Source organism: Bosea sp. NBC_00550 (assembly GCF_026020075.1).
Taxonomy (GTDB): domain Bacteria; phylum Pseudomonadota; class Alphaproteobacteria; order Rhizobiales; family Beijerinckiaceae; genus Allobosea.
In genome coordinates, this window is the sequence record NZ_CP102772.1 from 1,552,493 (window position 1) to 1,578,605 (window position 26,113).

At 66.9% G+C, this 26,113-nt stretch carries 25 protein-coding genes; 5 read left to right on the plus strand and 20 right to left on the minus strand.

The genetic code is table 11. The annotated features are described in order from the left end of the window. Window positions 1–82 precede the first annotated feature (82 nt). The 11 genes from tatC to NWE53_RS07335 all read right to left on the minus strand — a co-directional run bounded on the left by tatC (window position 83) and on the right by NWE53_RS07335 (window position 12,082). Entirely contained in the window at window positions 83–895 is an 813-nt protein-coding gene (gene tatC, locus NWE53_RS07285) for a twin-arginine translocase subunit TatC (protein WP_265053682.1), read from the minus strand. Further along, complete coding sequence (tatB, locus tag NWE53_RS07290; RefSeq protein ID WP_265053683.1) at window positions 892–1,605, minus strand: Sec-independent protein translocase protein TatB; 714 nt, start codon at window positions 1,603–1,605, stop codon at window positions 892–894. Before tatB ends, tatC begins: the two co-directional genes overlap by 4 nt. A 44-nt stretch (window positions 1,606–1,649) precedes the next feature. Then, complete coding sequence (locus NWE53_RS07295) at window positions 1,650–1,895, minus strand: twin-arginine translocase TatA/TatE family subunit (protein WP_265053684.1); 246 nt, start codon at window positions 1,893–1,895, stop codon at window positions 1,650–1,652. Between the two features lie 80 nt (window positions 1,896–1,975). Then, window positions 1,976–3,016 (minus strand): ABC transporter ATP-binding protein, encoded by a 1,041-nt coding sequence (locus NWE53_RS07300; RefSeq protein ID WP_442865019.1) that lies wholly within the window; start codon window positions 3,014–3,016, stop codon window positions 1,976–1,978. Window positions 3,017–3,242: 226 nt separating this feature from the next. Continuing rightward, complete coding sequence (scpB, locus tag NWE53_RS07305; RefSeq protein WP_265053686.1) at window positions 3,243–3,941, minus strand: SMC-Scp complex subunit ScpB; 699 nt, start codon at window positions 3,939–3,941, stop codon at window positions 3,243–3,245. Further along, window positions 3,938–4,768, minus strand: a complete 831-nt coding sequence (locus NWE53_RS07310; RefSeq protein WP_265053687.1) for a segregation and condensation protein A — start codon at window positions 4,766–4,768, stop codon at window positions 3,938–3,940. The genes scpB and NWE53_RS07310 overlap by 4 nt, the downstream gene beginning before the upstream one ends. Window positions 4,769–4,817: 49 nt before the next feature. Further along, window positions 4,818–5,828, minus strand: coding sequence for a beta-N-acetylhexosaminidase (nagZ, locus tag NWE53_RS07315; protein ID WP_265053688.1), 1,011 nt, complete (start codon window positions 5,826–5,828; stop codon window positions 4,818–4,820). A 243-nt stretch (window positions 5,829–6,071) separates the two neighbouring features. Further along, on the minus strand, window positions 6,072–7,166 hold the full coding sequence (locus tag NWE53_RS07320; RefSeq protein ID WP_265053689.1) for a TRAP transporter substrate-binding protein: 1,095 nt from the start codon (window positions 7,164–7,166) through the stop codon (window positions 6,072–6,074). 186 nt (window positions 7,167–7,352) lie between these two features. Continuing rightward, entirely contained in the window at window positions 7,353–8,930 is a 1,578-nt protein-coding gene (locus tag NWE53_RS07325) for an SPOR domain-containing protein (RefSeq protein ID WP_265053690.1), read from the minus strand. A gap of 96 nt (window positions 8,931–9,026) precedes the next feature. Next, on the minus strand, window positions 9,027–10,793 hold the full coding sequence (gene argS, locus NWE53_RS07330; protein ID WP_265053691.1) for an arginine--tRNA ligase: 1,767 nt from the start codon (window positions 10,791–10,793) through the stop codon (window positions 9,027–9,029). Window positions 10,794–10,828: 35 nt separating this feature from the next. Continuing rightward, a complete protein-coding gene (locus NWE53_RS07335; RefSeq protein WP_265053692.1) occupies window positions 10,829–12,082 on the minus strand; it encodes a deoxyguanosinetriphosphate triphosphohydrolase in 1,254 nt (417 codons plus the stop codon). A 99-nt stretch (window positions 12,083–12,181) separates the two neighbouring features. On the opposite strand from NWE53_RS07335, the gene NWE53_RS07340 reads away from it, so the two are divergent. Next, window positions 12,182–12,532 carry a HesB/IscA family protein gene (locus NWE53_RS07340; protein ID WP_265053693.1) on the plus strand — a complete coding sequence of 117 codons (351 nt, stop codon included), beginning with the start codon at window positions 12,182–12,184 and terminating at the stop codon, window positions 12,530–12,532. Here NWE53_RS07340 and NWE53_RS07345 read toward each other — a convergent pair. Together NWE53_RS07345 and NWE53_RS07350 are read right to left on the minus strand one after the other, a co-directional pair. Then, window positions 12,529–13,407 carry an HD-GYP domain-containing protein gene (locus tag NWE53_RS07345; protein WP_265053694.1) on the minus strand — a complete coding sequence of 293 codons (879 nt, stop codon included), beginning with the start codon at window positions 13,405–13,407 and terminating at the stop codon, window positions 12,529–12,531. The two genes, NWE53_RS07340 and NWE53_RS07345, sit on opposite strands and share 4 nt — an antisense overlap. 378 nt (window positions 13,408–13,785) lie before the next feature. Beyond that, on the minus strand, window positions 13,786–14,400 hold the full coding sequence (locus tag NWE53_RS07350) for a cold-shock protein (protein WP_442864987.1): 615 nt from the start codon (window positions 14,398–14,400) through the stop codon (window positions 13,786–13,788). A gap of 186 nt (window positions 14,401–14,586) precedes the next feature. Between NWE53_RS07350 and NWE53_RS07355 the strand changes: the two genes are divergently transcribed. Beyond that, window positions 14,587–15,216, plus strand: coding sequence for a LysE family translocator (locus NWE53_RS07355; RefSeq protein ID WP_265053695.1), 630 nt, complete (start codon window positions 14,587–14,589; stop codon window positions 15,214–15,216). Between the two features lie 176 nt (window positions 15,217–15,392). Beyond that, entirely contained in the window at window positions 15,393–16,406 is a 1,014-nt protein-coding gene (locus NWE53_RS07360) for an alpha/beta hydrolase family protein (protein ID WP_265053696.1), read from the plus strand. A 118-nt stretch (window positions 16,407–16,524) separates the two neighbouring features. On the opposite strand, the gene NWE53_RS07365 is transcribed toward NWE53_RS07360, so the two are convergent. After that, window positions 16,525–17,280: an SIR2 family NAD-dependent protein deacylase gene (locus tag NWE53_RS07365; RefSeq protein WP_265053697.1), complete on the minus strand. Its 756-nt coding sequence runs from the start codon at window positions 17,278–17,280 to the stop codon at window positions 16,525–16,527. Window positions 17,281–17,386: 106 nt separating this feature from the next. On the opposite strand from NWE53_RS07365, the gene NWE53_RS07370 reads away from it, so the two are divergent. Continuing rightward, window positions 17,387–18,571 (plus strand): aminotransferase, encoded by a 1,185-nt coding sequence (locus NWE53_RS07370; RefSeq protein ID WP_265053698.1) that lies wholly within the window; start codon window positions 17,387–17,389, stop codon window positions 18,569–18,571. A 120-nt stretch (window positions 18,572–18,691) separates the two neighbouring features. Here the strand turns inward: NWE53_RS07370 and NWE53_RS07375 are convergent, their stop codons facing one another. From NWE53_RS07375 to NWE53_RS07390, 4 genes are all read right to left on the minus strand, one after another. Continuing rightward, on the minus strand, window positions 18,692–19,084 hold the full coding sequence (locus NWE53_RS07375) for a hypothetical protein (protein WP_265053699.1): 393 nt from the start codon (window positions 19,082–19,084) through the stop codon (window positions 18,692–18,694). A gap of 118 nt (window positions 19,085–19,202) precedes the next feature. Beyond that, complete coding sequence (locus NWE53_RS07380) at window positions 19,203–20,732, minus strand: UxaA family hydrolase (RefSeq protein WP_265053700.1); 1,530 nt, start codon at window positions 20,730–20,732, stop codon at window positions 19,203–19,205. A gap of 190 nt (window positions 20,733–20,922) precedes the next feature. Continuing rightward, window positions 20,923–21,960 carry a DUF1254 domain-containing protein gene (locus tag NWE53_RS07385; protein WP_265053701.1) on the minus strand — a complete coding sequence of 346 codons (1,038 nt, stop codon included), beginning with the start codon at window positions 21,958–21,960 and terminating at the stop codon, window positions 20,923–20,925. 211 nt (window positions 21,961–22,171) lie between these two features. Next, entirely contained in the window at window positions 22,172–22,516 is a 345-nt protein-coding gene (locus NWE53_RS07390) for a phasin family protein (RefSeq protein WP_265053702.1), read from the minus strand. Window positions 22,517–22,813: 297 nt separating this feature from the next. On the opposite strand from NWE53_RS07390, the gene NWE53_RS07395 reads away from it, so the two are divergent. Further along, complete coding sequence (locus tag NWE53_RS07395) at window positions 22,814–24,487, plus strand: SPOR domain-containing protein (RefSeq protein WP_265053703.1); 1,674 nt, start codon at window positions 22,814–22,816, stop codon at window positions 24,485–24,487. Between the two features lie 55 nt (window positions 24,488–24,542). Here the strand turns inward: NWE53_RS07395 and NWE53_RS07400 are convergent, their stop codons facing one another. Together NWE53_RS07400 and NWE53_RS07405 are read right to left on the minus strand one after the other, a co-directional pair. Then, entirely contained in the window at window positions 24,543–25,262 is a 720-nt protein-coding gene (locus NWE53_RS07400; protein WP_265053704.1) for a DnaJ domain-containing protein, read from the minus strand. After that, window positions 25,259–25,999 carry a VWA domain-containing protein gene (locus NWE53_RS07405; protein WP_265053705.1) on the minus strand — a complete coding sequence of 247 codons (741 nt, stop codon included), beginning with the start codon at window positions 25,997–25,999 and terminating at the stop codon, window positions 25,259–25,261. Before NWE53_RS07405 ends, NWE53_RS07400 begins: the two co-directional genes overlap by 4 nt. Window positions 26,000–26,113 lie beyond the last annotated feature (114 nt).

Genomic DNA, 26,113 nt, shown 5'->3' on the forward strand with positions numbered 1-26,113 from the left:
GACCATCCACGTATTCTTCGCTGACGAGCAGCGCTCAAGACATGGAGATGCTCGCCACGAGGGCGAGCATGACAACAGCGCCCTACTCCGCTGCCTCGTCCTCGGCCTTCACCGCCGCGCTCTTCTTCTCCACCCGGCGCACCGAGAAGATCGAGAGCTCGTAGAGCAGCAGCATCGGCACGGCCAGCATGAGCTGCGAGATCACGTCCGGCGGGGTCAGCACCGCCGCCACGACGAAGACGAAGACGATGGCGTAGCGCCGCTTGTCCTTCAGGAACTGCGAATCGATGATGCCCGCCTGCCCCAGCAACGTCAGGATCACCGGCAGCTGGAAGGCGACGCCGAAGGCGAAGATCAGCGTCATGATCAGCGAGAGATATTCGCTGACCTTCGGCAGGAGGGCGATGCCAGCCTGCGTCTCGGTCGCGGCCTGCTGCATGCCGAGCGAGAACTTCATCAGCACCGGCATGGCGAAGAAGAACACCAGCGCCGCACCGAGCGTGAAGAACACCGGCGTCGCCACGAGATAGGGCGCGAAGGCCGATTTCTCGTTCTTGTAGAGGCCGGGCGCCACGAATTTGTAGACCTGCGTCGCGATCACCGGGAAGGCGAAGAAGCCGGCACCGAAGGCCGCGACCTTGATGTGCGTGAACAGCAGCTCGAGCGGGCCGGTATAGATCAGCTGCGCGTTGGCGGCGCTGCCGGCGGCCCAGACATAGGGCAGCACGAGGATGTTGTAGATCTGCGTCGAGAACCCGAAGCAGATGAAGAACATGATCAGGAAAGCGATCAGCGACTTGATCAGCCGCGAGCGCAGCTCGATCAAATGCTCGATGAGCGGTGCGCGCGAGGCTTCGATCTCGTCTTCGCCATCGCGAGGATTGGCGACGCTCATGCAGAAGTCTCCTCGCCCTTGGCGGTCTTGCGCTTGCGGGCAGGCTTGGCAGTTTCGACTACGGGCTCGGCAGGTGCCACAACAGCGCTCGCGGCCTTGGGCTTGCGCGCCGGCTTGGCCACCTTGACCGGCTCGGCAGCGACGGAGCTTTCGACCGGCGCGGAGGCCTTGGCGGAACGGGTGCGGGCCGGCTTGGCGACAATCGGCTTGGCGGCAACCGGCTGGGCAGGAGCGGGCTCGACCACGGGAGCAGGCGCGGGTAGCTCCTCAGCGACAGGCGCAGCCTCCACCTTGGCCTTGCGCGCCCGCTTCGGCTTCTGCGTTTCCGGGGCAATCTCGACCGGCGGCAGCGGACCCGGCGGGGGCAGCGAAGCGAGCTTGGCCTCGGCCTCCTTCAGGGCGGCATCGTCCGGCTTCGCGGCATCGGTTTTCGAAGCCTCGAAATCCTTGATCGGATCGATCGGCTTGAAGTCGTTGTTCAGCGCGCTCGACACAGATCCGCCGACATCCTCGACCTGCTTCTTCAGATCGGCGAGCTCGGCCTCGCGCATCGCCTCGTTGAACTGCCCCTGGAACTCCGACGCCATGCGCCGGACCCGGCCGATCGTCTGGCCGACCGTGCGCAGGGCTTTGGGCAGATCCTTGGGGCCGATCACGACGAGCGCGACTGCGCCGATCAGCACCATTTCGCTCCAGGCGATGTCGAACATCGACGGCTCGTCCTCTCAGGCTACGCCGTTGCAGCGCAGCGGCATCAGGCCTTGTTCTCGGCCTTGGCCTGAGTCTGCGCGGCCGCGTTGCTGGCCTGCGTGTGGTCGATCACCTTGGGATCGACATTGGTCGCGCTCGGCGTCGGCTCGTCATCCTCCGCCATGCCCTTCTTGAACGATTTGATGCCCTTGGCGACATCACCCATCAGCTCGGACACCTTGCCGCGCCCGAAGAGCAGCATCACGATGACGCCGACGACGATCCAATGCCAAATGCTCACGCCACCCATGGCGAACTCCTCCGAAATTGCTCCGACCGGGGGCCGTCCCCAACCAAGTCCTGACCCGGTCGATTGCTCGGCGGCGGAACCTATTGATCCGCCGCGGGAAACACAAGGACTTCGTCCGACGGAATCTCGACCCCGACCTCGTCGCCCACCTCGATCTCGTCCGACAGCGGCGCGCGCACCGAAAGCGCCCGGTCGAAGCCTTCGATCGCGACCAGCAGGTGATCGACCTCGCCGAGGAAGCGCCGCGCCACCAGCCGGCCCGGCAGATAATAGCCCTTCGGCACGATCCGGACCCGGTGCGGCCGGATGCAGACGATCGCCTCCTCGCCATCGGCCAGCCCGGGCGCCGCAAAGCGCCCGAACGCCGTATCGACCGCCCCGCCGGAAACGCGGCCCTCGATCTCGGTAAAATCGCAGAAAAATCGGGCGGCAAAGAGGCTGCCGGGCCTCCGGTAGAGCTCCTCACCCGTGCCGACCTGGACGATGCGCCCGGCCCGCATCAGCACGATCCGGTCGGCGATGCGCATCGCATCCTCGGGATCATGCGTCACGATAATCGAGGTGGCGCCGGTTTCCTCCAGCAGGGCCGCCGTCTCGTCGCGCACCACGTCGCGCAGGCGCCGGTCGAGATTGGAGAAAGGCTCGTCCATCAGCAGCACGCCCGACCGTGGCGCGATGGCGCGCGCCAGCGCCACGCGCTGCTGCTCGCCGCCGGACAGCATATGCGGATAGGCCCCGTAGAAATCAGCGAGTCCGACGCGGTCGAGCGCCCTAAGGGCCGTGGCCTCCGCCGCCGCAGTGCCCCGGCCGCGGAGGCCGAAGCGGACATTCTCGCCCACTGTCAGATGCGGGAACAGCGCATAGTCCTGAAAGACGAAGCCGACGCCGCGATGCTCCGGCTCGACGAAATTCGCGGGCGCCGAAACGTCCCGCCCCTCCAGCAGCACCCTGCCCGCGCTCGGCCGTTCGACACCGGCTGCAAGCCTCAGCAGCGTCGTCTTGCCGCAGCCCGACTGGCCGAGCAGCGCGACGATCTCACCGGGTTTGACGGCAAGCGAGACATCGGAGAGCGCCGTCACCGCGCCAAAGCGCTGCGTCACGCCCTCGAAGCCGAGCGCCATCGGAATCGCCGCGCCCGCCGTCCCGCGCCGGCCCCAGCCAAGCCATCCCGCCTTGATGTCGCTGCGCGCCAATCCCTGCTCCATATACCCAACGTGACGCGGTCATCCCGGGCGCAGCGAAGCGGAGACCCGGGATCCATGCCAGACCATCACCGGAGACGTTCGGGCATGGATCCCGGGTCTTCCTCCGGTCGCCCGGGATGACATGCGGACTGCAAAGCCGCTTTTACTCCTGTTGCGGTCCGCCCTCGCCATCGTCAAGCGGGCTGAACAGATCGCCGAGCGGGTCCTCGTCGTCGCGCAAGCCAGGATCATCGTCCGGCACGGGCACGGTGAGGTCCCGCGTCAGCTGGCCTTCGATGAAGCCCGTGCCCTTCAACTCCTCAAGCCCCGGCAGATCGTCGATGCGATCCAGCCCGAAATGGTCGAGGAAGCCCGGCGTCGTGCCGTAGGTGACCGGGCGCCCCGGCGAACGGCGACGTCCGCGCAGACGCACCCAGCCGGCTTCCAGCAGGATGTCGAGCGTGCCCTTGGCGGTGGCCACGCCCCGTATCTCCTCGATCTCGGCGCGCGTCACCGGCTGATGATAGGCGATGATCGAGAGCACCTCGAGCGCGGCGCGGGAGAGTCTGCGTGGCGGCTCAGCCTCGGCCGCGAGCAGGTAGCCGAGGTCCGGCGCCGTGCGGAAGGCCCAGCCGCCCGCGACCTGCCGCAGATTGACGCCGCGTGTCGCGTAGACCTCCGCGAGCCCGGCCAGCACCTGCTCGATCACGATGCCGGCCGGGACCGATCGGGCCAGCACTTCGGCCGACAATGGCACTGCCGAGGCGAAGAGCAGCGCCTCGACGATGCGCAGCGCCTGGGCGAAAGCCTCCGCCCCGCCGCCATCCTCCTCCTCGATGGTCTCAGCCGTCGCACGCGTCATGACGCATCCCGGCCGGCGAAAGGCAGGATCGCCGGCCGCTCCGAGCGGCGGCGCACCTGGATCGGCGCGAAGGCCTCGTCCTGTCGCAGGTCGAGCACCCCTTCCCTGACCATTTCGAGCATCGCCGACAGGGCCGAGGCGCGCACCGTCGCCCGCATCTCCCGCACCGGCAGGCCCTGCGCCGCCATGTAATGCGTCAGATAGCCATCGAGCTCGGTCCAGTCCCCGGCCTCGCCGATCAGGCGCTGCAGCGCCTCACGCGCCTCTACCAGCGACCAGACGACGCGATGGCCGACCGAGATATGCCCCTGCACCCGCTTCTGACGCTGCTGTGCATAGGCCGCGAGCAGATCGTAGAGCTCGGCCTCCCAAACCGGCCGCGCGCCCGCAACGATGTCCTCGGGCGCGCCGCGGGCGAACACGTCCTGCCCCAGCCGCTCGCGCGCAGCGAGCTTGCGGGCGGCGGCGCGGATCGCTTCCAGCCGGCGCAGGCGCAGCGCCAGCGCGGTCGCGAGGTCCGCCGCGCTCGGCTCCTCGCCCTTCGGCGGCTCCGGAAGCAGCAGGCGCGACTTCAGATAGGCGAGCCAGGCCGCCATCACGAGATAGTCGGCTGCGAGTTCGAGCCTCAGCGCCCGCGCCTCCTCGACGAAGGCGAGGTACTGCTCCGCCAGCGCCAGGATCGAGATGCGATGGAGGTCGACCTTCTGGCGCCGTGCGAGATCGAGCAGCAGGTCGAGCGGCCCCTCATAGCCGTCGACATCGACGACGAGCGAGGGTTCGCCCGCGCGCCGGCCGTTATCCTCCTCGAATGGCAATTCGGCCGTCATCTGAGGCCCTGCCCCCGCCTGTCATCCCCGAAGATGCAGGTTCCGCCGTTCAGGCGTCCAGCGCAAGGGCGCTGACCAGCTCCGCACGCGCCGCCGCCAGGTCGACCGGCTCAGGCTCGTGCCGGATGCGCCCGAGCGCGGCTGCGGCGCGGCGCGCCCGTGCCCCGGTCATCTCCGGCACGGCGCCCGCGATCGCGACCATCTCCTCCATGATGCCATGGCAATGCAGGATTACGTCGACGCCGGCGCGGATGGCGGCTCGGGCCTTGGCCTCGAACGAGCCCGAAAGCGCCTTCATCGAGATGTCGTCGGTCATGATCAGCCCGTCGAAGCCGATCTCGCCGCGCATGATCTCGCGCACGATTGTCCGCGAAACCGTGGCCGCATGCTTCGGGTCGAGCGCCGTGAACACCACATGCGCCGTCATCGCGAGCGGCATGTCGGCGAGGTGCCGGAACGGGCGGAAATCATGCGCCCTGAGTTCGTCGAGCGTCGCATCGACGACCGGCAGGTCGTGGTGGCTGTCGGCCCGCGCCCGGCCATGGCCGGGCATGTGCTTGACGACCGGCAGCACGCCGCCGGCGATCAGCCCCTCCGCCGCCGCCCGGCCGAGCCGCGCGACATGGTCTGGATCATGGGCATAGGCGCGATCGCCGATCACGTCGTGGCTGCCGGCGACCGGTACGTCGAGCACCGGCAGGCAGTCGACATCGATGCCGACGCTTTTCAGATCGTGCGCCATCAGGCGCGCCGAGAGCCGCACGATCTCGCGCTGGCGGATAAGGTCGTTGATGGCGAGGAAGGCGCGCGCCGGCGGGTATTTCGGCCAGTTCGGCGGTGCCATGCGCTGCACGCGCCCGCCCTCCTGGTCGATCAGGATCGGAGCGTGCCAGCCCACGGTCTCGCGCATTTCAGCCGTCAGCGCCGCGACTTGCTCGGGCGTCTGCGTGTTGCGCCTGAACAGGATGAAGCCCCAAGGCCGGGCGTCGCGGAAGAAGGCCCGCTCATCCGGGGTGAGGCTCGTGCCGAGGCAGCCGGCGATGAAGGCGCGCGAGGTCATGGCACCGGGTTAGGGCATCGGCCCGAAAAGGGGAATGCGGTTTTCGGATAACGTCGATGCGGAGGCGGGCAATGGCGCGGTCGAGCACGGCCTTCGCACCATCCCCGTCATCCCGGACAAGCCGCCTCCGGCGGCGCCGATCCGGAATCCATGCCGGAGCGCTCCCAATGAAAGTTCAGGCATGGATCCCGGGTCGACCTGCGGTCGCCCCGGGATGACATGTGACGGGACGGAAGCGCGCCCTCACTTCACCTGCTGGTAGTTCTGCGCGTTGAACGCGTCGAACGGCAGCTCGGCGATGCGGAACCAGAGCTGCTCCTTCTTCCAGTACGGCAGGAAGGAATCGTAGAAGGTCTTGAAGTTGGGGTTGCTGGCCGCGAGCTCGCCATACATCGCGTAGGCTTCCTTGAACGCCGCCGCCATCACCTCCTGCGGGAAGGGCCGCAGCTCGGCGCCGGTGCCGGCCAGGCGAATCAGCGCATCGGGATTGTGATGGTCGTATTTCGCGAGGCAGAGCGCGTTGGCCTCGGCGCAGGCCGCTTCGACGATCGCCCTGTAGGATGCGGGCAGCTCGTTCCACTTGTCCTGGTTGGCGAGGAAGCTGACATTGGCGTTCCCCTCCCAGAAGCCCGGATAGTAGTAGTACTTCGCGACCTTCACGAAGCCGAGCTTCTCGTCGTCATAGGGACCGGAGAACTCGACGGCATCGAGCGTGCCGCGCTCAAGCGCCGGGTAGATGTCGGCGCCGCCGATGGTCTGCGGCACGACGCCGAGGCGCGCCATGATCCGCCCGCCGAGGCCGGCGATGCGGAACTTCAGGCCCTTCAAATCCTCCAGCGACTTGATCTCCTTGCGGAACCAGCCGCCCATCTGCGCGCCGGTGTTGCCCGACGGGATGGTGTAGACGTTGTAGCCCTTCATGAAGGCGCGGCAGAGTTCGAGGCCGCCGCCCTGATAGAGCCAGGCGTTCTGCTGGCGGGCGTTGAAGCCGAAGGGCAGCGAGGTCTCGAAGGCGAAGGCCGGGTCCTTGCCGATATAGAAGCTCGCGAGCGTGTGGCTGCACTCCACGGTACCGTTCTGCACGGCATCGAGCGCCTGCAATGCCGGAACGATCTCACCCGGCGCAAAGACCTGGATCTGGAAATTGTTGTCGGTGGCTTCGGCCACGCGCTTCGCGACATGGGTCGAGATGCCGTAGAGCGTGTCGAGGCTCTTCGGATAGCTCGAGGTCAGGCGCCAGGAGACCTTGGGCTGTGACTGGGCGATAGCGGGGGCGGCGATGGCCGCGCTGCCGGCCACGCCAGCGCCCGCGACCTTGACGAAACGACGGCGATCCATGGGTAACCTCCAGCTTTAAGACGAGCGCCCGACGAGCGGAGCGGCTTCTGTTGTTGGGAGGCTACTCGCATGGGCCGGCCGGCGAAACAAGCACGGCCCCGCATCGTGCCATGCGTCGGATTCAAAGCAGAACGGCGGCACCCTGCCGGATGCCGCCGCCCTTTTTCCAAGTCGTTTCGCGCGGCGTCAGTTCTTCGCGATGAAGCACTGTCCGCCGGCAGCCTGCAGCGCCGTGCACATCGAGGAGGCATCCTCGCGGGAATAAGGGCCGACGCGCAGGCGATAGACGGTCTTGCCGCCAGCCAGATCGGTCTTGCGAACGATCGGCGCCTGCCCGCCCAGCTGCTGCGGATATTTGCGCTGGAGCGCCGCGAAGGTCGCACGCGCTTCGGACTCGCTGCCCGGCGCGCCAAGTTGGACCACGAAGTCGCCCGTGCCGGCCCGGATGGCTGCCGTCGCCGGAGCCGGCGGGGCAGCGGCAGGTGCCGGAGCCGCGCTGGCGAGCCGCAGCGGAGCGGCCGGCGTCGTCGCGGCCGGCGGTGTCGTCGCGCGCTCCTGGACCTTGGGGGCGGCCGGAGCGGCGGGTGCTGCCGCCGTGGTCGGGCGCTGTGCCGCGGGCAGCGTGCTCGAAGGCGCGTTGCCGATCGAACGGGTCGGCGCCGAGCCGGTCGCGATCGGTTGGTCGACCGCCACGGGGTTCCCGGCCGGCGTGCCATCGGGGCGGATCGCGACCGTGCGGACCCTGCGCGGCTCGCCAAGCCCCGGAACCGGCGGCATCGGGGTCAGGCCGGGCTCGGCCGGCGTGATGCTGCGATCGGGTGCAGTCGGGGCAGCCGCCAGCGCGGAGCCGGATCCCGGCATGACGACGCGGGGCGGCATCGAGCGGGCAGCCTGCTGGACGTCGACCGGCTGCTCCTCGTTGTTGACCATCTTGCTCTGGCCCTGCGGAGCCTCGGCACTGCGCTCGTAGATCTGCTTGTTCTGGTTGGGGATCTCGGCTCCGCCGGGATTGGCCGGCTCGACCTTGACCGGGCCGCGATCGGCCGCGATCACCGGCGGCTGGCCGTTGTTGGCTGCGGAACCGCCGCCGCGCAACGCGAAGGTCGCGCCGACACCGATGAGGCCGACGGCGATGACGGCCGCAGCAGCCCAGAGCCCCTTGCGCGAGCGGCGCGGCTCCAGATCCGGCAGGTCGTCCTCGGCATATTCATGGACCGGGGCGCCGTACTGGGCCTGCGCATACTGATGAGGGGCAGGCTCATCGTCATAGGCGGCCGGCATCGCATGCGCCCGGGCTTCCTCGTCGAGGTCGCGGACCGGCGCAGCGCCCTGCATCGGCACCGGCCGCGCATACGGCACGGGCTCGGGCTGATCGAAATCGTCGTACTGCGGCGCGATGTAGGCTTGCTGCTGCACCGCCGGAGCGGCCTCGGGGCGCTTCGGCTCCGTGCGGCGCAGCAAAGCCTCGAACTCGTCGAGCGCGCCGCGCAGTTCGGCCGGCGGAGCTGCCGGCTCGGGGACGTCCGGGGCCGGCGCCTGCGGCACGACCTCGAAGCTCGGCTCGTGACGCATCGCCGGACGCGGTGCTTGCGCGCGGCGCTCGGCGAAGATGTCCTTCAGCGGATCGTCCTGGCCGACGATGCGGGTCAGCTCCGCCAGCGGATCGGGCGACTGGCCGGGACGCGGCGCCTGCCCGGCTCCACGAAGCTGACGCTCAAGATCTTCGAGATCGAGCGCGAAACGATTCCTAGCGGGCTCACTCATGGTACGATCCATTCCAGCACAAGCCGCCTCCCCTACGGAGAAAGCGATAACCCGCGCGGTCAACCTGACCTTGTGCGCGCCGCCGGAAAGCGTCCGTCAGCGCATCTCTTCCGGCGCCGCAACTCCGGCGACAGCCAGACCGGAAGCAAGGACGCTGCGCACTGCATGCACAAACGCCAATCTTGCCAAGGTCGACTTTCGATCAGTTTGATTAACGAACCGTAATTGCGGCGAGTCTTTGCCCTTGTTCCACAAGGAGTGGAAAGCGCTCGCCAGTTCGTGCACGAAGAATGCCACGCGGTGCGGCTCATGCGCCGCCGCAGCGGCTTCGATGATTCGCGGATAGGCCGCGAGCGACTTGACGATGCCGACCTCGGCCTCGTCGGTCAGGATCGAGAGGTCGGCCTGCGCCAGGGCCTCCGGCGTAACCTCGAGATCGGGATAGACCTCGCGCGCCTGCCGGAAGATCGAGGCGCAGCGCGCATGCGCATACTGGACGTAGAAGACCGGGTTGTCCTTCGACTGCTCGACCACCTTCGCAAGATCGAAGTCGAGGGTCGCGTCGTTCTTGCGGAAGATCATCATGAAGCGCACGGCGTCGCGGCCGACCTCGTCGATGACCTCGCGCAGCGTCACGAAATCGCCGGAGCGCTTGGACATGCGCACCTGCTCGCCATTGCGCAGCAACCGCACGAGCTGGCAGAGCTTGACGTCGAGCGCACCCTGCCCGTTGGTCACGGCCTTCACCGCCGCCTGCATGCGCTTGACATAGCCGCCATGGTCGGCGCCCCAGACGTCGATCATCTCGGGGAAGCCGCGGACGAACTTGGAGCGGTGATAGGCGATGTCGTTGGCAAAATAGGTGTAGCTGCCGTCGGACTTCAGCAGCGGCCGGTCGACGTCGTCGCCGAACGCGGTGGCGCGGAACAGCGTCTGCTCGCGATCCTCCCAATCCTCGTCCTTCTGGCCCTTCGGCGGCGGCAGGCGGCCCTCATAGACGAGGTCGCGCGAACGCAGGTCCTCGATCGTCTCGGCGACCGCATCCTTGTTGCCGTCGATCTTCTGCAGGGAGCGCTCTGAGAAGAAGATCTCGTGGACGACACCGAGCGCCGCGAGATCGTCGCGGATCATCGCCATCATGCCGTCGATGGCGGCCTTGCGGACCAGCGTCAGCCACTCGGCCTCCGGCTTGTCCTTCAGCGCCGGGCCATGCGCCTTGGCCAGCGCCTCGCCGACCGACTTCAGATAATCGCCCGGATACAGCCCTTCCGGAATGGCGCCGATATCCTCGCCCAGAGCCTCGCGGTAGCGCAGGAAGGCGGAGCGGGCGAGCACGTCGACCTGCGCGCCGGCATCGTTGATGTAATATTCGCGGGTGACGTCATGCCCGGCGAAGGCGAGCAGGCTCGCCAGCGCATCGCCGAACACCGCGCCGCGGCCATGGCCGACATGCATCGGCCCGGTCGGATTGGCCGAGACGTACTCGACATTGACCCTGGGCTCGGGCTTCGGCGTGCCGCGGCCGTAATCCAGCCCCGCTTCGATCGCTGTCTTGAGCACCGCCGTGAACACCGCCGGCTGCAGCGTCAGGTTGATGAAGCCGGGGCCGGCGATCTCCGCCTTGGTGATTTCCGGGTCCTTCGAAAGCTCCTCGACCAGCAGCGTTGCCAGTGCGCGCGGGTTCGTGCCGGCATCCTTGGCCAGCACCATCGCCGCATTCGTGGCGAGATCGCCATGGGCCGGGTCCTTGGTCGGCTCGACCACGACGCGCGCGAGATTGAGGCCGGCCGGGATCGCGCCTCGTTCGGCCAGAGCCGAAAGCGCGGCGTGAAGACGGGCGGAATAGATCTCGAACAGGTTCATTGCGGCCACGGTTGCGGAAGGAAAGCCGCCCGGCCCTATCGCAGCGAGGGGGTGGCGTCAAACAGGCGCCGGTGCTCGTCCAGTGCGTACCAGTCGGTCATGCCGGCGATATAGTCGGCGATCCGCCGCGCACGACGGTGCTCGTCTAGGGGGTCGCAGCCTGCCGCCCATTCCGCCGGCATCGCGTCAGGGTCGGCGCTGAACCGCGCGAACAGATCCCGCACCACCTGCGCGGCCTGTTCGCGGATCGGCGCGATGCGCGGATGGCGGTACATGTTGGGATAGAGGAAGCCCTTGATGTCGCGGTCCGCGGCCTCGATCGCCGGCGAGAAGGCGACGACCGGCCCGTCAGCCCGCCGTATCGCGTCGGCATCCACAGGCGCCAGCACCGTCAGGCGCTTTTGCGATTCACCGATCACGTCCTCGACAAAGCGCGTGATGACCCTCCGGACCAGTTCGTTGGTGGCACGCGCCCGCTCCAGCCCCGGATGCAGCCGCTCGATCTCGTCCAGCAGATCCGCCAGGAACGGCACGGCTCGCAGTTCGGCATGGCCGAACAGCCCGGCCCGCAGGCCGTCATCGATGTCGTGCGCGTTATAGGCGATGTCATCGGCCAGCGCGGCCGCCTGCGCCTCCGCCGAGGCATAGCTGTCGAGCCAGAGATCCTGGCGCTGCTGATACTCGACAATCGCGACCGGGATGCCGGCCTTCGCATAGCGCGCGGTCGGCTGCCCATGGGCATCGAGCAGCGGACCGTTATGCTTGACCAGCCCTTCCAGCGTCTCCCAGCTCAGGTTGAGCCCGTCGAAATCGGCATAGCGCCGCTCCAGCCGCGTCACGATCCGCAGCGTCTGCGCGTTATGGTCGAACCCGCCGAAGCCGGCCATGCACTCTTCCAGCGCATCCTCGCCGGTATGGCCGAAGGGCGTGTGGCCGAGGTCGTGAGCCAGCGCCAGCGCCTCGGCGAGATCCTCGTCGAGGCCTAGCGCGCGGGCGAGCGCACGGGCGATCTGCGCCACCTCGATCGTATGCGTCAGCCGCGTGCGGTAATGGTCGCCCTCATGCGAGACGAAGACCTGCGTCTTGTGCTTCAGCCGCCGGAAGGCGGTCGAGTGGATGATGCGGTCGCGGTCGCGCTGGAACTCGCCGCGCGTCGCGGAAGCCGGCTCGGCGACGAGGCGCCCGCGGCTCCTGCTGGAGCGGCAGGCATAGGGCGCGCGCCAGCGCTCGCCGGGTTCGGCGCCGGGCGCAGGAGAAAAGCCGAAAGGCGGGCTCTGTGGATGCGGCATGGCTGCCCCGTCGCGGCCCCGTGCTTGTAGAGGCGCTCCGGGGCCATTACCTTTGCGGGCAAGCAGGGTGCAAGGAGCATCTGCCCGAGGAGCCTGATCATGTCGACCGATCTTGCGGTCAACCCGCGCGGCATCGCGGTGACCGCGAACGCCGCCAAGCGGATTCTTTCTGTGATGGCCAAGGAGCCACCGGGCTCGATGCTGCGCGTCAGCGTCGCCGGCGGCGGCTGCTCCGGCTTCCAGTACATCTTCGACGTCGATCGCGAGCAGGCCCCGGACGATCTCGTCATCGAGCGCGACGGCGCGACCGTGCTGATCGACGAGACTTCTCTCGATCTGCTCGAAGGTTGCACCATCGACTTCGTCGACGACCTGATCGGCCAGTCCTTCCGCATCACCAACCCGAACGCGACGAGCTCCTGCGGCTGCGGAACCTCCTTCGCCGTCTAGGCGGCGGTCCCGGTTCGACGGCCCGAAGCCGTCGTGGCTTCGGCCTGCCGGCCCAGCCTGGCTGCGGAGGCCGCCACGATCACCTCTCCGAAAACCCGCACCAGATCGAGATCGAGCTTCTCCGCCATCCCGACCAGAATGGCATAAGCCTCTTCAGGGGGTTTGGGTGCCCTGTAGGATCGCCGCTCGATCAGGGCGGCATAGATGTCGCAGATCGTGATGATCCGGACCGGGTCGGGAATCTGACCCGCCCGCAGCCCCTGCGGATAGCCGGTGCCGTCGAGATATTCGTGGTGCGAGAGCACCGCAGCCAGAACCATCGGGGCAAATCCCCCCTGCGCCGTCAGCATCTCGTGCCCGATGCGCGGGTGTTGCCGGATGATCTCGTGTTCTTCGGCGCTCAGCTTGCCCGGCTTGCGCAGGATATCCAGCGGAATCCGAGCCTTTCCGATATCGTGCAGCACCGCCGCGCCGGTGATCAGCCTTCGGTCGGCCTCGCCGAAGCCAAGGCGATGCGCGAAGGCGGCGGCCAGGCCTGAGACCAGCAGGCAATGCTGGTAGGTTGCATCGTCGTGCTGCCATACGAGATCGAGCCAGGCGTCGAGATCGCCGCCTTCGGCCGCCCGGTTGAGAGCCTCGACGCTGTCGTCGATCGCCGAGGCCGGCAAATGACCGCCGCTCGCAGCCGTGTCGAGCAGGTCGCCGAGGGCAGCGGAGGCAGCGATGAAACGGCGGTGCAGCCCGGCGGGCGCGTTCGCCGCGCCCGGGCCTAGCATCGCATCGACCTTGTCGAGCAGGACGGCGCGCGGCGTTTCGGCCGGCAGGATCGCCGTCGCGCCGAGCGCATTCGCCTGCGTCTGGCAGCGCGGCGACATATCCCTCAACAGGAAGAGGCAGGGCGTTCCTGCTTGCCTATAGGGTGTAAGCGCAAGACGCGCCGCTTCGATGGTTTCCCGCCTCGACAGATCGAGATCAGCGACGAGCAGGCGGCCCGGTTGAGAGCCCGTGCCCGCGAGCTCGCTCAGATCGCATGGCCGGCACGATCCCCAGAGGGAGAGCGTGCGCTGCAGCGACTGGCGCCGACCATCGTGATCGCTGACGAGGAAAATGACGAGGGCCTCCGAAGAGGCCCCATCATAGCCGTGCCAATTGAGGAACCGTAAAAGCTACGGCGCCACTTCGCCTAATCGCCGAAAAATCGGCGCCAGCAGGCCGGCGAAACGTCCGATCGCGAGATTATGCTTAGCCGTTCGTCAATGCGAAGCGGCGGGGCCGCCCTGTTCCAACCGGATCTCGGCTGCCATCAGTCCCTTGGGACCGGGCCCGTAGCGCACCAGCACGGCCTGCCCCGGGATCAGCTCGACGAGACCGTAGCGCCGCAGCGTCTCCATATGGACGAAGATGTCCGGCGCGCCTTCACCCTTCGAGACGAAGCCGAACCCGCGCAGCCGGTTGAACCACTTCACCACCATGCGCTCGAGACCGCTCGTCGGCGTCACCGCGACATTGGTGCGGGCCATAGGCATTTCGGAAGGATGCCGCCCGGCCGAGGTGTCGATCGAGAGTACGCGCACGGCCTGGCGGCCCCGCGCCTTATCGATCACTTCGAGTACGATGCGAGCACCCTCGGCTATGGTGTTGAATCCATCGCGCTTCAGGATCGTGACATGCAGCAGGATATCGGTGCCGCCCGACTCGGGAACCACGAAGCCGTAGCCCTTTGAGACGTCGAACCATTTGACGTAGCCAGCGACCTCGACGGCGATTTCCGCCGCTTGGCTGCTCGGCCCATCGAGCCTTACGACACGATTGAGTGATTGGATGGGACCCATCGGTGGCCGCCCGCTCTCACCGAATTCGTCGGACATGTACCGCTCACCCCCATGCGCAACGCTTGATTCGCGCCATCAAGATAACACCGCTGTGGGTTCGGGCTACAGCCCGCATCAGGTCGTCCACATCAACGCATCGGGCCGCTGCGCGTGCAGCGCTGATCGAATCGCCGGCTGCGTGCTAGTTTGTCGCCAGCGCCCGATACATGCCGCCGAGGCCCCATGCTCGATCTGTCCACGCTCGCGCTCTTCACCGCCGCGGCGGCGGTGCTCACGGCAACGCCGGGGCCGGACATGCTGCTTATCGCGTCGCGCAGTCTCGGCCAGGGGCGGGCGGCCGGCTTCCTCACCTATGCCGGCATCGCGGTCGGCAGCTATCTGCAGGCCTTCGCCGCGGCGTTCGGCCTGTCGCAGCTCTTCATCCTCGTACCGACGGCCTATGACGTGCTGCGCTGGCTGGGTGCAGCCTATCTCGCCTATCTTGCCTGGACGACCCTGCGCTCGCAGGCGCTGCTCTTCGCGCCGGGCCGTGTGCCGGCTGTCTCCTTGCGAAGGATATTCCTGCAGGGGCTCTGGACCAACCTGCTCAACCCCAAGATGGCGCTCTTCATGCTGGCGCTGCTGCCGCAGTTCCTGAAGCCGGAAGCCGGCTCCATCGCGCTACAGGTCATGGTCCTCGCGACGATCCTCAACGCGATGGGCCTAGTCACCAACGGCCTCGTCATTCTGACCGCGAGCCGGCTTGGCCGCGCGCTCGCCTCCCGCCCACATCTCGCGCGCCTGCCGCAGAAGCTGATGGGCGCGGTGTTCGGGGCGCTGGCGGTGAGGCTGGCTGTGGCGTCGCGGGAGTGACGAGAAGGCAAGGACAGCGCTTCGGATGGGGCGCGGTTCGATCACCATCGCGGGAAGGGGGCGATTTGGTAACGGCGCTTCTGCGATCATGCTGGCGGCACTCGATCCAATTTGCGCGCCCGCTATGCTTTACAGTGCCGGCAACGCGCTGCCGCTTGGAAGGTCAGGCTGGAATCATGCAACGGCTGCTTCGCTGGTTGGTCATTGCTATTATGACTACCTGGCCGGCGCATGCGGCTTTGGCCCAAAGGATGGAGTTGTCGGCAATCGCCCCGACTGCGCCGAGAGAGCTCGCAGTACCGCACGCAAGCGAGCGCTTCGATCCTTACGAGGCATTGCACGGATCCTTTAGTTCGCCCGTCCATTGCGCAGTCGTCCCCGGCGGTCTTTGGATCGAGGTCGACGGCAAGGGCGACTGCTTGCGCTCGTATGCGCAAGGCCTGAATGAGGTCGATAATCCCAAGGTTCTGGTATTTTTCAGCGGCGACGTCATGCTGAAGACCAAAGCAGGCGTTCGCTTTGTGTCGCCGGGCTATGAACGGCGCTCTCCCGACGCGATCAAGCGCGACATGGCGCGTTGGTCGGAGCAGGCGGGTCAGCCGGCAATTTTCCTGGCGCGTCCCGGAATGTACGGTTCATCGGGCGATCACAACCAGCGCCGCGAGCTGCGCGAGGTGATGCTGACGGAACGCGCGCTCGATGCGATCAAACGCCGCCATCGCGTCTCGGCGTTCATTCTGGCCGGCCAATCGGGCGGCGGCCACATTGCCGCATCCCTGCTCAACCGGCGTCGCGATGTGTCGGCTGTGGTCCTGTCATCGGCATTGTTGTCCGTGCGTGAGGTCACTGAGCATTGGGATAAGCGGCGTACGGTTCAAAGCGCCAATATCCAGGCACTTCATGATCCCATCGACTATCTCAGCCGCATCCGCACCGATCCCAAACCGCTGATTTTCGTCTTGACGGATCGGGAGGATCGGATCGTGCCCTATGCGAGCCAATTGACCTATGTGCGCCGGTTGCAGGCGGCCGGATTCGAGCCGCAGCATGTCCTGCTTTCTGCCACGGACAAGAGCCGGCACGCCCTCGCGCGTCACGGGCAGCGTGCAGCCGCACTCATCGCGCGCGGTGAGCCGGCAGGCGCCATTAGGGCCGCACTTGAGGCACCGGGCGTGCAGACCGTTGAATGATATCGGGACGGTCAGACCTTCGAAGCGCGTAAGACTGATGTGGGCTAAAATGGCTCTCTGTCTGCTGCGGGTAGCTGAGATCAGTCGGCATGGTTGGCAATGGCACCACTAGAAAAACCTATCCCGCCAACCGCCCCAGCACCGCCCCGATCTCGGCCCGCACCACCAGATCGGCGATCTCGTCCAGTTCGGTCGGCTCGCGGTTGAGGATGACGAGCTTCGCCCCCTGCCGCCTGGCGATCACCGGCAGCGTCGCCGCCGGGTAGACGACGAGCGAGGAACCGACGACCAGGAACAGGTCGCACTCCAGCGCCAGCGCCTGCGCACGCATCATCGCCTCCTGCGGCATCGCCTGGCCGAAGGAGATCGTCGCCGACTTCACCGGCGCGGCGCACATGATGCAGCTCGGCGGATCTCCTGTCGCCTCGAAGATTGGGCGGATCGCGTCGAGTTCGTGGCGCCAGCCGCAGTTCAGGCAGGTCGCGTAGGTGCCGTTGCCGTGCAGTTCGACCACCTGCTCGTCCGGCACGCCCGAGGCCTGGTGCAGCCCGTCGATGTTCTGGGTGACGATGGCGGGCGAACGCCCCTCCGTCACCAGCCGCGCCAGCGCCTGGTGGCCAATGTTCGGTCGCGCATCGCGATAATGGTCGTCCATCGCGAACTTGCGGCGCCAGGCCTCGATCCGCGCCTCCGGGCTCTTTACGAAGGCCTCGAAGGGGATCGGCTTGTTGACCATCCAGGGCGAGCCGGGCGTACGGAAATCCGGCACGCCCGATTCCGTCGAGATGCCCGCGCCGGTGAAGCTGACGATGCTGTCGGCTCGCTGGAGCATCGCATGGAGCTCGGCGATCGCGTCCTCGGTCTCGTCCTGCATGGGCCGGCCCCGTGGTTGAACTGGAAGCCTTCCAGATATGGACCGGACCTGCGACGCTTCCAAGGCGATTGACGGAAACCGATGCGCGCCGCAAAGCAGACGAACCATGTCGACGACCACCCACGCACCGCTCAACCCCGACCTCATCGACACCGGCACGCCCCCGATCCCGGAGGCGCAGGGCTGGGCGCGAGCCTATGACGGCCGCTTCGGCCCGCTGATCGATCTTTCGCAGGCGGTGCCCGGCTCGCCACCGCCGCAGGAGCTGCTCGACAAGCTCGCGGAAGCCGCCGCCGATCCCGCGGCCACGCGCTATGGCGGCATCACCGGCGACGCCACCCTGCGGGAGGCCTATGCGGCCGAGATATCGCGGGTTTACGGCGCTTCTTTCACGCCCGGCGAGGTCTCCATCACCTCGGGCTGCAACCAGGCCTATGTCGTGACGATGATGGCGCTCGCCCGTGCCGGCGACAACGTCCTGCTGCCGACGCCCTGGTACTTCAACCACGAGATGACGCTGACCATGCTCGGCGTCGAGGCCCGGCCGCTGCCCTGCGCGCCGGAGGCCGGCTTCGTGCCGGATGTCGCGACGGCCGAGGCGCTGATCGACGCCCGCACCCGCGCGATCGTGCTGGTCACGCCCAACAACCCGACCGGGGCGGTCTATCCGCCCGAAACCATCGCGGCCTTTGCCGCGCTCTGCGCCCGGCGCGGCATCTGGCTCGTGCTCGATGAGACCTATCGCGATTTCCTGCCGGCCCCGGTTGCCGGGCCACACGAAGTCTTTGCCGCAAGCAACTGGCGGGATTCCGTGATCGGTCTCTACAGCTTCTCCAAGGCCTATGCCGTTCCGGGCTGGCGGCTCGGGGCCATTACCGCCAGCGAGCCGGTCATCGCGCAGATCGGCAAGGTGCTCGACTGCGTCCAGATCAGCCCGGTCCGCTCCGGTCAGGCAGCTGTGACCTGGGGCATCGACGGCATCCGCGAATGGCGCGAGCGCAACCGCGCCGAGATCAACGACCGCGCCGCGCTCTTCCGTGCGGCGATGGCACCGTTGAACGACTGGCGGGTGCTCTCGGCCGGCGCCTATTTCGCCTATGTCGCGCATCCCTTCGCGGGCGTGCCGGCCGCCGATGTGGTCCGTCGGCTGGTCGAGGAGCGCGGCGTGCTCGCCCTGCCCGGTCCCTATTTCGGCCCCGGGCAGGAGAACCACCTGCGCATCGCCATCGCCAATGTCGCCGCCAAGCGGATCGGCTTGCTCGGCGAGCGGCTGAAGGGGTTTTCGCTTTAACAGGAAGCCGTCATGCCCGGGCCTGACCCGGGCATCTCATGTAAGCAGAGGTTCCCGAGCCTCTTCCTGAACGAAATTCTCGGGTCGAAGCTCCGCTTCGCCCGAGAATGACGCGCAAGCTTACCGGAACAGCGCCGCGTAGCGATCCCGATAGGCCCAGACCAGCAGCAGCCCCAGCACGACGAGAATGGCCGCGACCGGCAGGCCCTGCGGATTCAGCACGAGGTGGAAGAACGCGATCACCGTCATGATCGGCGCGATCAGCGCCAAGCCGAACGCCGGAACCACGTTGAACAGCAGGCTAAGGCCACCGATGAGGTTCACCACCTTGATCATCGGCCAGATGAAGCCCGAATTCTGCAAGGCCGCCTCGAATGCGAGCCCGCGCTCGCTTGTCGGCGGGTGGATGAAATTGGTCCCGGTCGCCAGCCACCAGAAGCCGTCGATGGCGCTGACGAGGAAAAGCAGCCCGAGCAGGATGCGCGGGATGGTGACGAGCAGAATGGTCTTCATGATAACCCCAACCGACAATGAGAGGGCCGGCCCGCTTCGCAGCGGTTCCGGCCCCTGTGCATAGGTCGCACCAGACTTCGGTCGGGTTCAATGGGCCCGGGATCGACCAAGCCCGATGTCACATCGTCGCGCCGATCTGCCAGGGCACGAATTCGGCGTCGCCATAGCCGAGCTGCTCGGATTTGGTCTTCTCGCCGGAGGCGACCTTGAGCAGCTTCTCGAAGATCTCGCGGCCCTTCTGCTCCAGCGAAACGCCGTCGAGGACGTCGCCGCAATTGATGTCCATGTCGTCGATCATCCGCTCGTAGATCGGCGTGTTGGTCGCGAGCTTCATCGAAGGCGTGGGCTTGCAGCCATAAGCGGAGCCGCGACCGGTGGTGAAAGCGAGAATATTGGCGCCGCCGGCCACCTGCCCCGTCGCCGCGACCGGGTCGTAGCCAGGCGTGTCCATATAGACGAAGCCCTTGTCCTTCACCGGCTCGGCATAATGATAGACGGCCGCCAGCGTCTTGGTGCCGCCCTTGGCGGCTGCGCCCAGCGACTTCTCCAGGATGGTGGTCAGCCCGCCCGCCTTGTTGCCCGGCGAGGGGTTGTTGTTCATGTCCATCCGGGCGCGGGCGGTATAATCCTCCCACCACTTGATGATGCCGACGAGCTTCTCGCCGACCTCGCGTGTCGCGGCGCGGCGGGTCAGCAAATGCTCGGCGCCATAAATCTCTGGCGTCTCGGAGAGGATCGCCGTGCCGCCATGCTCGACCAGGATGTCGACGGCCGCACCGAGCGCCGGGTTGGCGGTGATGCCGGAATAGCCGTCCGAGCCGCCGCATTGCAGGGCAAGCATCAGTTCCGAGGCCGGCACCGTCTCGCGCTTCGCCCGGTTGGCGATAGGCAGCATGACCTTGAGCGCATCGATACCGGCCGCGACTGCTTTCTTCGTCCCGCCGGTCTCCTGGATCGTCAGCGTGCGGAAGACGTCGCTCTCGCTGATGCCATAGGCTTCCTTCATGCGGCTGATCTGAAAGCCTTCGCAGCCGAGGCCTACGACCAGCACCGCCGCCATGTTCGGATTGCAGGCATAGCCCCAGGTGGTGCGCTTCAGCACCTCGAAGCTCTCGCCATTGTAGTCGATGCCGCAGCCGGTGCCGTGGGTCAGCGCAATCACGCCGTCGACATTCGGATAATCGTCGAGCAGGCCGGAGCGCTTCACCTCCTCGGCCATGAAGCGCGCGGCGGAGGCCGAGCAGTTCACCGAGGTCAGGATGCCGACATAGTTGCGCGTACCAGCCTTGCCGCCCGCGCGGCGGAAGCCCTCGAAGGTCGCCTGCTGCTCGACCGGCAGGACGAATTCGGGCTTGGCCTCGGCGCTGAAGGCGTAGTCGCGATCGAAGGCATGGAAGCCGGTATTGTGCTCGTGGACCCATTCGCCCGGCGGGATATCGACGGTGGCGAAGCCGATGATCTGGCCGAACTTGCGGATCGGCTCGTCCTTGGCGATCGGTGCGATCGCCATCTTGTGCCCGCGCGGAATGCGCTTCAGCGCCTCGACGCCGGCGGCACTCACACCGAGATCGACCGGATCGACAGCGACGACGACATTGTCGGCGGCGTTGAGCTTGAGCGTGCGGGGCGGCACTGATTTGTCGAGCATGGCGGGACCGGAAACCTCTGGGCGCGAAAAAAGCGCGTGCTCATAGAAATGCGCTCATCGAGCCGCGTTTTCAATCGGTTCAAAAGAGAAAACGGCCATGCGCAGTCTGATGAAGCTGAAAGCCGGCGGCTTGCCTCTGGCCGGCTTTCGACCCTTCGCGGCCCCGTAGATCACCGCAGAACCGCAAGGCCTAGTTGGCCGGTTTGGCCTCCGGAAACGTCCACTTGCCGCTCAGGATTTCTGCGCGTGGGCGGTAAAGCCGAACAAGGTAGTTCCAGCCATTCGTGATGGGCAAGCAATTGACAATCTTGCCGTCGCAGCCGCCGAACTGGACATTGACCGAGCCATCGAGCTCGCGCTTCGCGGTGATATTGTTGATCGTGTAGGCGTTCTGCGGGTTCTTCTCGAAATAACCCTGCGCATTGTAGACGCTGATCGACCAGAACGCGTCGACGGGTACGTCCTTCACATTCAGCTTGTAGATTGTCTTGCCGTCGTTCTTCTCAGGCGTCAGGCCGACATAAGTCGCATCCTTGTCCGGATTTCCGCCCCAGCCGGCTGCAGCGCCAATCAGCCGATGGACCGGATCGACCGCTCCCTTCGGACCGAACGAGCCCTTGAAGTCTTTCATCGTGGACGCCAGCACCAGCAGCGCTTCGCGCACCTTCTTATGGCTTGCCTGATCCCAATTAGGCACCTCGAACTTGCCCGGCCCGTTTTGAGTCACGCGCACCCCGTCTTGCAGGACGTGGACCTTCTTCACGTCTTCCGGATCGGCCGGATCAACCAGCGTGCGCATCAGCAGCGCCATGTAGCGCGTGCCTATTTCCTTTCGCGTGAAGGTATAGGTGCCGGACTTGTAGATCACGCGCGGGGTGAATTGATCCTGATCGACGACCTGCACCGAGCGAAAACGCTTGCCTGCATCCGGAAGCGTGACGGTGACGGGACCGGCATCGAGATCGAAAGCAGCAAACGAATAGAGCGTGTCGCGGTTCATCCGGATCACGGTCTGGTTGTCGATCGACGCCGGTTCACGCGTATGAATGAATTTCCCGAGCGCCCCGTCCTTCACGAAATTGCCGAAGTACATATCCGTCTCGGCGCGCATGAAATTGTCCGGCGTCACCGGGATGCCCTCGGCCTTGGAGGTTGGCGTCTGGGCGTGGGCCGCGCCGACCATGAAAATGCATAGCGCTAAAGCGGAAATCTGCGATCGAATTACCATGCTGGCCTCCCGACGAAGCCCAATCAGTGCATGGGATACCGTCTACGCGCAACCAGGCCGCGCCGCGCGGGAATATCCGAAACTTGTAGTGGCGGACATTCGGACACGAGGAGCCACTCCAGCCAATGAAAAACCCCGGCCTTGGGGGCCGGGGTTTTCAAACGCAACTGAACTCACTCGGTCTCGGCCGCCTTTCGGCGGCCGGCAGGCATCACGCCTTCACGGCCGGGACAGCCTTCGAGACGATGCCCTCGAACGGCTTGTAGGCGTCCTTGGCCAGAGCGGTGTAGAGCTCGCCCATCTTGGTGAGCTGGGCGACGGCGCCCTCGAACGAGGTCTTGACATAGTCGGCCTGGATCTCGAGCGCCTTGTCGAAGGTCTTCACGCCGGCGAGCTTCTCGAGCGCGGCGGTGCCAGCCTCGAAGGACTTCTTGGCGTAGTCGGTCGCCTCGACGGCGATCGTCTGCACGCCCTTGGAGGTGGCGCCGAAAGCCTTCAGAGCGGCATCGACGTTCTCTTTGGAAGCCTTCTGGATGGTGTCGAACTGCTGGATCATGGGTCGTCTCCTGAGCACCTGAGGTGCCACATTAGGTGAATGGGCCATACGGCCGGATGTATCGCCCCAAGGTCGTATGAAGAGATCATCACCGGGGACTGCCCGTATATTGTGCATTGCAACATGAATGTCAAGAGAACGCTGCAATGCACCAAACGCAGATCGTTCCGATCGCAACCGTTCAAGTTTTAACGGCTCCGTAACCGCATCCACCTAACCTCCTTCTACTGTGTCCTGCGCGCCACGATGGAGCCGGCAGCGGGGCAGAACCAAACAGTACGAGTTCGAGGCGAGTTCATGGTTCTGGGTTGCGTTGGGTTTCAGCGGCCGCGTCTGCGGGCCGTCGTCGGGCTGATCGGCATCGCCGCTGTGGCGGCGACGATCGCGACCTCCCCTGCCGAGGCGCGCAAGCGCCGTCATCACGCAGGAGGCGGCGGCTACACGCCGCCCTATGCCGCGATGGTGGTCGACGCCAGGAGCGGCCGGACCTTGCACGCGGTCAACGAGGATGCCGCCCGCATCCCGGCCTCGCTCACCAAGGTCATGACGCTCTACATGCTGTTCGAGCAGATGGAGCGCGGCCGCTTCTCGATGGATTCCGAGCTCAAGGTCTCGTCCTATGCGGCCTCGCAGCCGCCGACCAAGCTCGGCCTCCGCGCCGGTTCGACCATCTCGGTCGAGGACGCGATCAAGAGTATGATCACGCTCTCGGCCAACGACTCCTCCGTCGTCGTCGCCGAGAACATCGCCGGCTCCGAGGAGGCCTTCGCCGATCAGATGACGCGCAGAGCACGCGCGCTCGGAATGGGCTCGACGCGGTTCTACAACCCGCACGGCCTGCCGCATTCCCCGCCCAACCTGACCACGGCGCGCGATCTCACCATCCTCGCCCGCGCCCTCCAGGAGCGCTTTCCGAAATACTATCCGCTGTTCTCGATGCGCGCCTTCCAGTACGGCAGCCGCACCATCCGCGGCCATAACCGCCTGCTCGGCAAGGTCGAGGGCGTCGACGGCATCAAGACCGGCTATACCCGCGCCTCCGGCTTCAACCTGATGACCTCGGCGAAGGCGGAAGGCCGCCACATCGTCTCGGTCGTGCTCGGCGGCCGCTCCGGCGCCTCCCGCGACAAGATCATGACCGATCTCGTGCTGGCCAGCCTGCCGCGCGCCACGACCAGCGGCCGTTCCTCCGTGATGGTCGCCGAGGCGCCCGAGCCGGAAGAGCGTCCGCGCATGGAAGAGCGCCCACGCGCCGTAGCGGTTCAGCAGGCCGCCGTCGCCGAGCCGACGCCGATGCCGGTCCCGGTGCCGCGTCCGCGCCAGCAGGTCGAGGAGCAGCAGCCCCTGCCGGCCGCCGCCCGCGCCTATGCGCCTATGCCGACGACGACTCCGATCGCCCCGCCGCGTCCGGTCGCTACCGCCGGCCAGCCGGTCCAGCTCTCCGGCATGCGGCCGGTCGCCGCGACCACGACGCCATCAGCCATGCGCTGGTCGATCGGCGCCCAGCCGGCCGATGCCAAGGTCCTGCGTCCGCCGGCGAATGTCGACGTCACCTCCTCGATCGCCAGGGCGCCGGAACCCGTCGCCGAGCCGGTGAAGGTCGCCGACGCCAGGATCGAAGTTCCGGCCACCAGCGTCGCCCGCAAGGCAGAGGCCGCCCCGGCCAAGGTGCAGGCTCCCGAGCCCACCCCTGCGATGTCCCACCAGGCCGCCGTCGTCTCCTCCGGGAAATGGGTGATCCAGCTCGGCGCCACCGATGACGAGGGCAAGGCCAAGGAAATCCTGGCCCGCGCCCGTGCCAAGGCTATCGGCTCGCTCGCCAGCGCCTCGCCCTTCACCGAGAAGGTCGAGAAGGGCGGCTCCACGCTCTTCCGTGCCCGCTTCGCCGGCTTCGACGACTCGAAGGACGCGCAGAACGCCTGCACGCAGCTGAAGCGCGGCGGCTTCTCCTGCTTCGCAACCCGCAGCTGATCGGTCAGGGAAAGGAGTTCCCGCCATGTCGCAGACGCACTTCCCGAACCCCTCGCTATCGCTGCTTCACAAGGACGTCCTTGGCCTGGTTGACGCGAGCGGCAAGACCGCTGGTGCCCCCGGCGTCCGGGTGGATGCGCTTCATCAGAGCCCGGTGGGCTTCGCGGATCGCCTCCTCGCCCGCCCCCGGCTGAAGCCCCAGGATCTCGTAGGCCTCCTGCTGCGTCATCGCGCCCGTGCCCGGCGTGCCGCCCTGCCCCGTGTCGCCGTCACGCTGAGCGTCTTCACGCCAGCCGGGCGACCGGCGGTCGAGATATGCCTCTAGCAGGCGTGCCCCATCCGGGTCGCGCGCCAGGCATTCGCGCAGCAGCGCGCTGATATCGGCCATGCCCAGGCCGTCGAGGTCGCGGCCGGCATAGGCGCCGGCCTTGACCCGACCCTTCATAGCGCCGCTGTCGTGGTCGAGCTCCATATCCAGCAGCGCGGACTGCACTTGCGAGGTCGTACCCGCCGTCGGGCCGCTCCGATCGGCCCAGGGGAAGCGAATGCCCCCCGGTCCCGTCGCGCTCCAGCCGAGCAGCCAAGCGCCGACACCACCGAGAAAGATCGCCATGTCCAGCCGGCCGCGCACCATCAGGAGCCCGGCGACGCCGAGCGAGGCCACGCCCCCGACCGTCTTCGCCAGCCGCGCCACGACCTTAGGGTTGGCGCCGGCGAACAGCTTCACCAGCCACCAGATCAGGATCAGGACGGCAACGCCGTAGAGCAGGCTCACCGCCGGCCTCCATCCATGGCCGCGATCAACCCCTTCACCGCGGGGCTCGACCCGGCTAGCCGCAGCATCGCCTCGCGCCCCCCTGTGGCATAGGCGGCCGCTCCGCGCAGAAGCTCGAGCAGCGAGGCCGGCGCGTCGACGTCGAAGCGCGCATGCGCCCCGCCCGTCAGCCGCGCGATTGTCGCGAAGGCCGCGCTTGCCGCCGGCTCCTGCCCTTCCTGAAAGACGAAGCCGCGGATGCCGCGCAGGCCAAGCTCGCCGGCCAGAGCCGCGAGGGCATCGACATCCTCCTCCATCGCATCGCCGACGAAGACGAAGGCGCGCAGCGGCACGCTCTTCGCCTCGTCGCGGACATGGCGCAACACGCGCGCGATCTGCGTCTGCCCGCCCTCGCAGGCGATCCTGCGCATCAGCCCGGTCAGCCGCTCGGGCTCGCCGACCCAGCCGGAAGCCCGGCATTCGCCGATGCCTCGGAAATAGACGAGTTGCACCGCGAGACCGCCACTCTGCCCGGTCACTTCGAACATGCGCGCCTGTAGCGAGCAGGCGAGGTCCCAGCTCGGTTGGCGGCTCATCGTGGCGTCGAGGGCGAAGACGAGCCGACCCGCCTGCCCCGTCGCCAACGGCGCCAGCCGCTTCGCCGCGCCGAGAAAACGGTCGATCTCGCCCGGCTGCGAATGTTCGGCTGGCGCGGTCGCAGCAGCCTTGCCGACGGCACGCTCGTTCCTGTCGCTCATCAATCCCTTCGATCCGGCTGAATCGTTCTCATCCTCCTGATATTGGCCATCGCCGCCGCATTTGCTACCCGTCCCGGACAGGGGTTGGCCTGTTCCTCTCAGCCCTCATCCTGA

Excerpts from the sequence above, each read along its gene's own strand:
- tatC (WP_265053682.1), bottom strand. The coding sequence starts at position 895 with ATGAGCGTCGCCAATCCTCGCGATGGCGAAGACGAGATCGAAGCCTCG.
- tatB (WP_265053683.1), bottom strand. The coding sequence starts at position 1,605 with ATGTTCGACATCGCCTGGAGCGAAATGGTGCTGATCGGCGCAGTCGCG.
- NWE53_RS07295 (WP_265053684.1), bottom strand. The coding sequence starts at position 1,895 with ATGGGTGGCGTGAGCATTTGGCATTGGATCGTCGTCGGCGTCATCGTG.
- NWE53_RS07300 (WP_442865019.1), bottom strand. The coding sequence starts at position 3,016 with ATGGCGCTCGGCTTCGAGGGCGTGACGCAGCGCTTTGGCGCGGTGACG.
- scpB (WP_265053686.1), bottom strand. The coding sequence starts at position 3,941 with ATGACGCGTGCGACGGCTGAGACCATCGAGGAGGAGGATGGCGGCGGG.
- NWE53_RS07310 (WP_265053687.1), bottom strand. The coding sequence starts at position 4,768 with ATGACGGCCGAATTGCCATTCGAGGAGGATAACGGCCGGCGCGCGGGC.
- nagZ (WP_265053688.1), bottom strand. The coding sequence starts at position 5,828 with ATGACCTCGCGCGCCTTCATCGCCGGCTGCCTCGGCACGAGCCTCACC.
- NWE53_RS07320 (WP_265053689.1), bottom strand. The coding sequence starts at position 7,166 with ATGGATCGCCGTCGTTTCGTCAAGGTCGCGGGCGCTGGCGTGGCCGGC.
- NWE53_RS07325 (WP_265053690.1), bottom strand. The coding sequence starts at position 8,930 with ATGAGTGAGCCCGCTAGGAATCGTTTCGCGCTCGATCTCGAAGATCTT.
- argS (WP_265053691.1), bottom strand. The coding sequence starts at position 10,793 with ATGAACCTGTTCGAGATCTATTCCGCCCGTCTTCACGCCGCGCTTTCG.
- NWE53_RS07335 (WP_265053692.1), bottom strand. The coding sequence starts at position 12,082 with ATGCCGCATCCACAGAGCCCGCCTTTCGGCTTTTCTCCTGCGCCCGGC.
- NWE53_RS07340 (WP_265053693.1), top strand. The coding sequence starts at position 12,182 with ATGTCGACCGATCTTGCGGTCAACCCGCGCGGCATCGCGGTGACCGCG.
- NWE53_RS07345 (WP_265053694.1), bottom strand. The coding sequence starts at position 13,407 with ATGTCGCCGCGCTGCCAGACGCAGGCGAATGCGCTCGGCGCGACGGCG.
- NWE53_RS07350 (WP_442864987.1), bottom strand. The coding sequence starts at position 14,400 with ATGTCCGACGAATTCGGTGAGAGCGGGCGGCCACCGATGGGTCCCATC.
- NWE53_RS07355 (WP_265053695.1), top strand. The coding sequence starts at position 14,587 with ATGCTCGATCTGTCCACGCTCGCGCTCTTCACCGCCGCGGCGGCGGTG.
- NWE53_RS07360 (WP_265053696.1), top strand. The coding sequence starts at position 15,393 with ATGCAACGGCTGCTTCGCTGGTTGGTCATTGCTATTATGACTACCTGG.
- NWE53_RS07365 (WP_265053697.1), bottom strand. The coding sequence starts at position 17,280 with ATGCAGGACGAGACCGAGGACGCGATCGCCGAGCTCCATGCGATGCTC.
- NWE53_RS07370 (WP_265053698.1), top strand. The coding sequence starts at position 17,387 with ATGTCGACGACCACCCACGCACCGCTCAACCCCGACCTCATCGACACC.
- NWE53_RS07375 (WP_265053699.1), bottom strand. The coding sequence starts at position 19,084 with ATGAAGACCATTCTGCTCGTCACCATCCCGCGCATCCTGCTCGGGCTG.
- NWE53_RS07380 (WP_265053700.1), bottom strand. The coding sequence starts at position 20,732 with ATGCTCGACAAATCAGTGCCGCCCCGCACGCTCAAGCTCAACGCCGCC.
- NWE53_RS07385 (WP_265053701.1), bottom strand. The coding sequence starts at position 21,960 with ATGGTAATTCGATCGCAGATTTCCGCTTTAGCGCTATGCATTTTCATG.
- NWE53_RS07390 (WP_265053702.1), bottom strand. The coding sequence starts at position 22,516 with ATGATCCAGCAGTTCGACACCATCCAGAAGGCTTCCAAAGAGAACGTC.
- NWE53_RS07395 (WP_265053703.1), top strand. The coding sequence starts at position 22,814 with ATGGTTCTGGGTTGCGTTGGGTTTCAGCGGCCGCGTCTGCGGGCCGTC.
- NWE53_RS07405 (WP_265053705.1), bottom strand. The coding sequence starts at position 25,999 with ATGAGCGACAGGAACGAGCGTGCCGTCGGCAAGGCTGCTGCGACCGCG.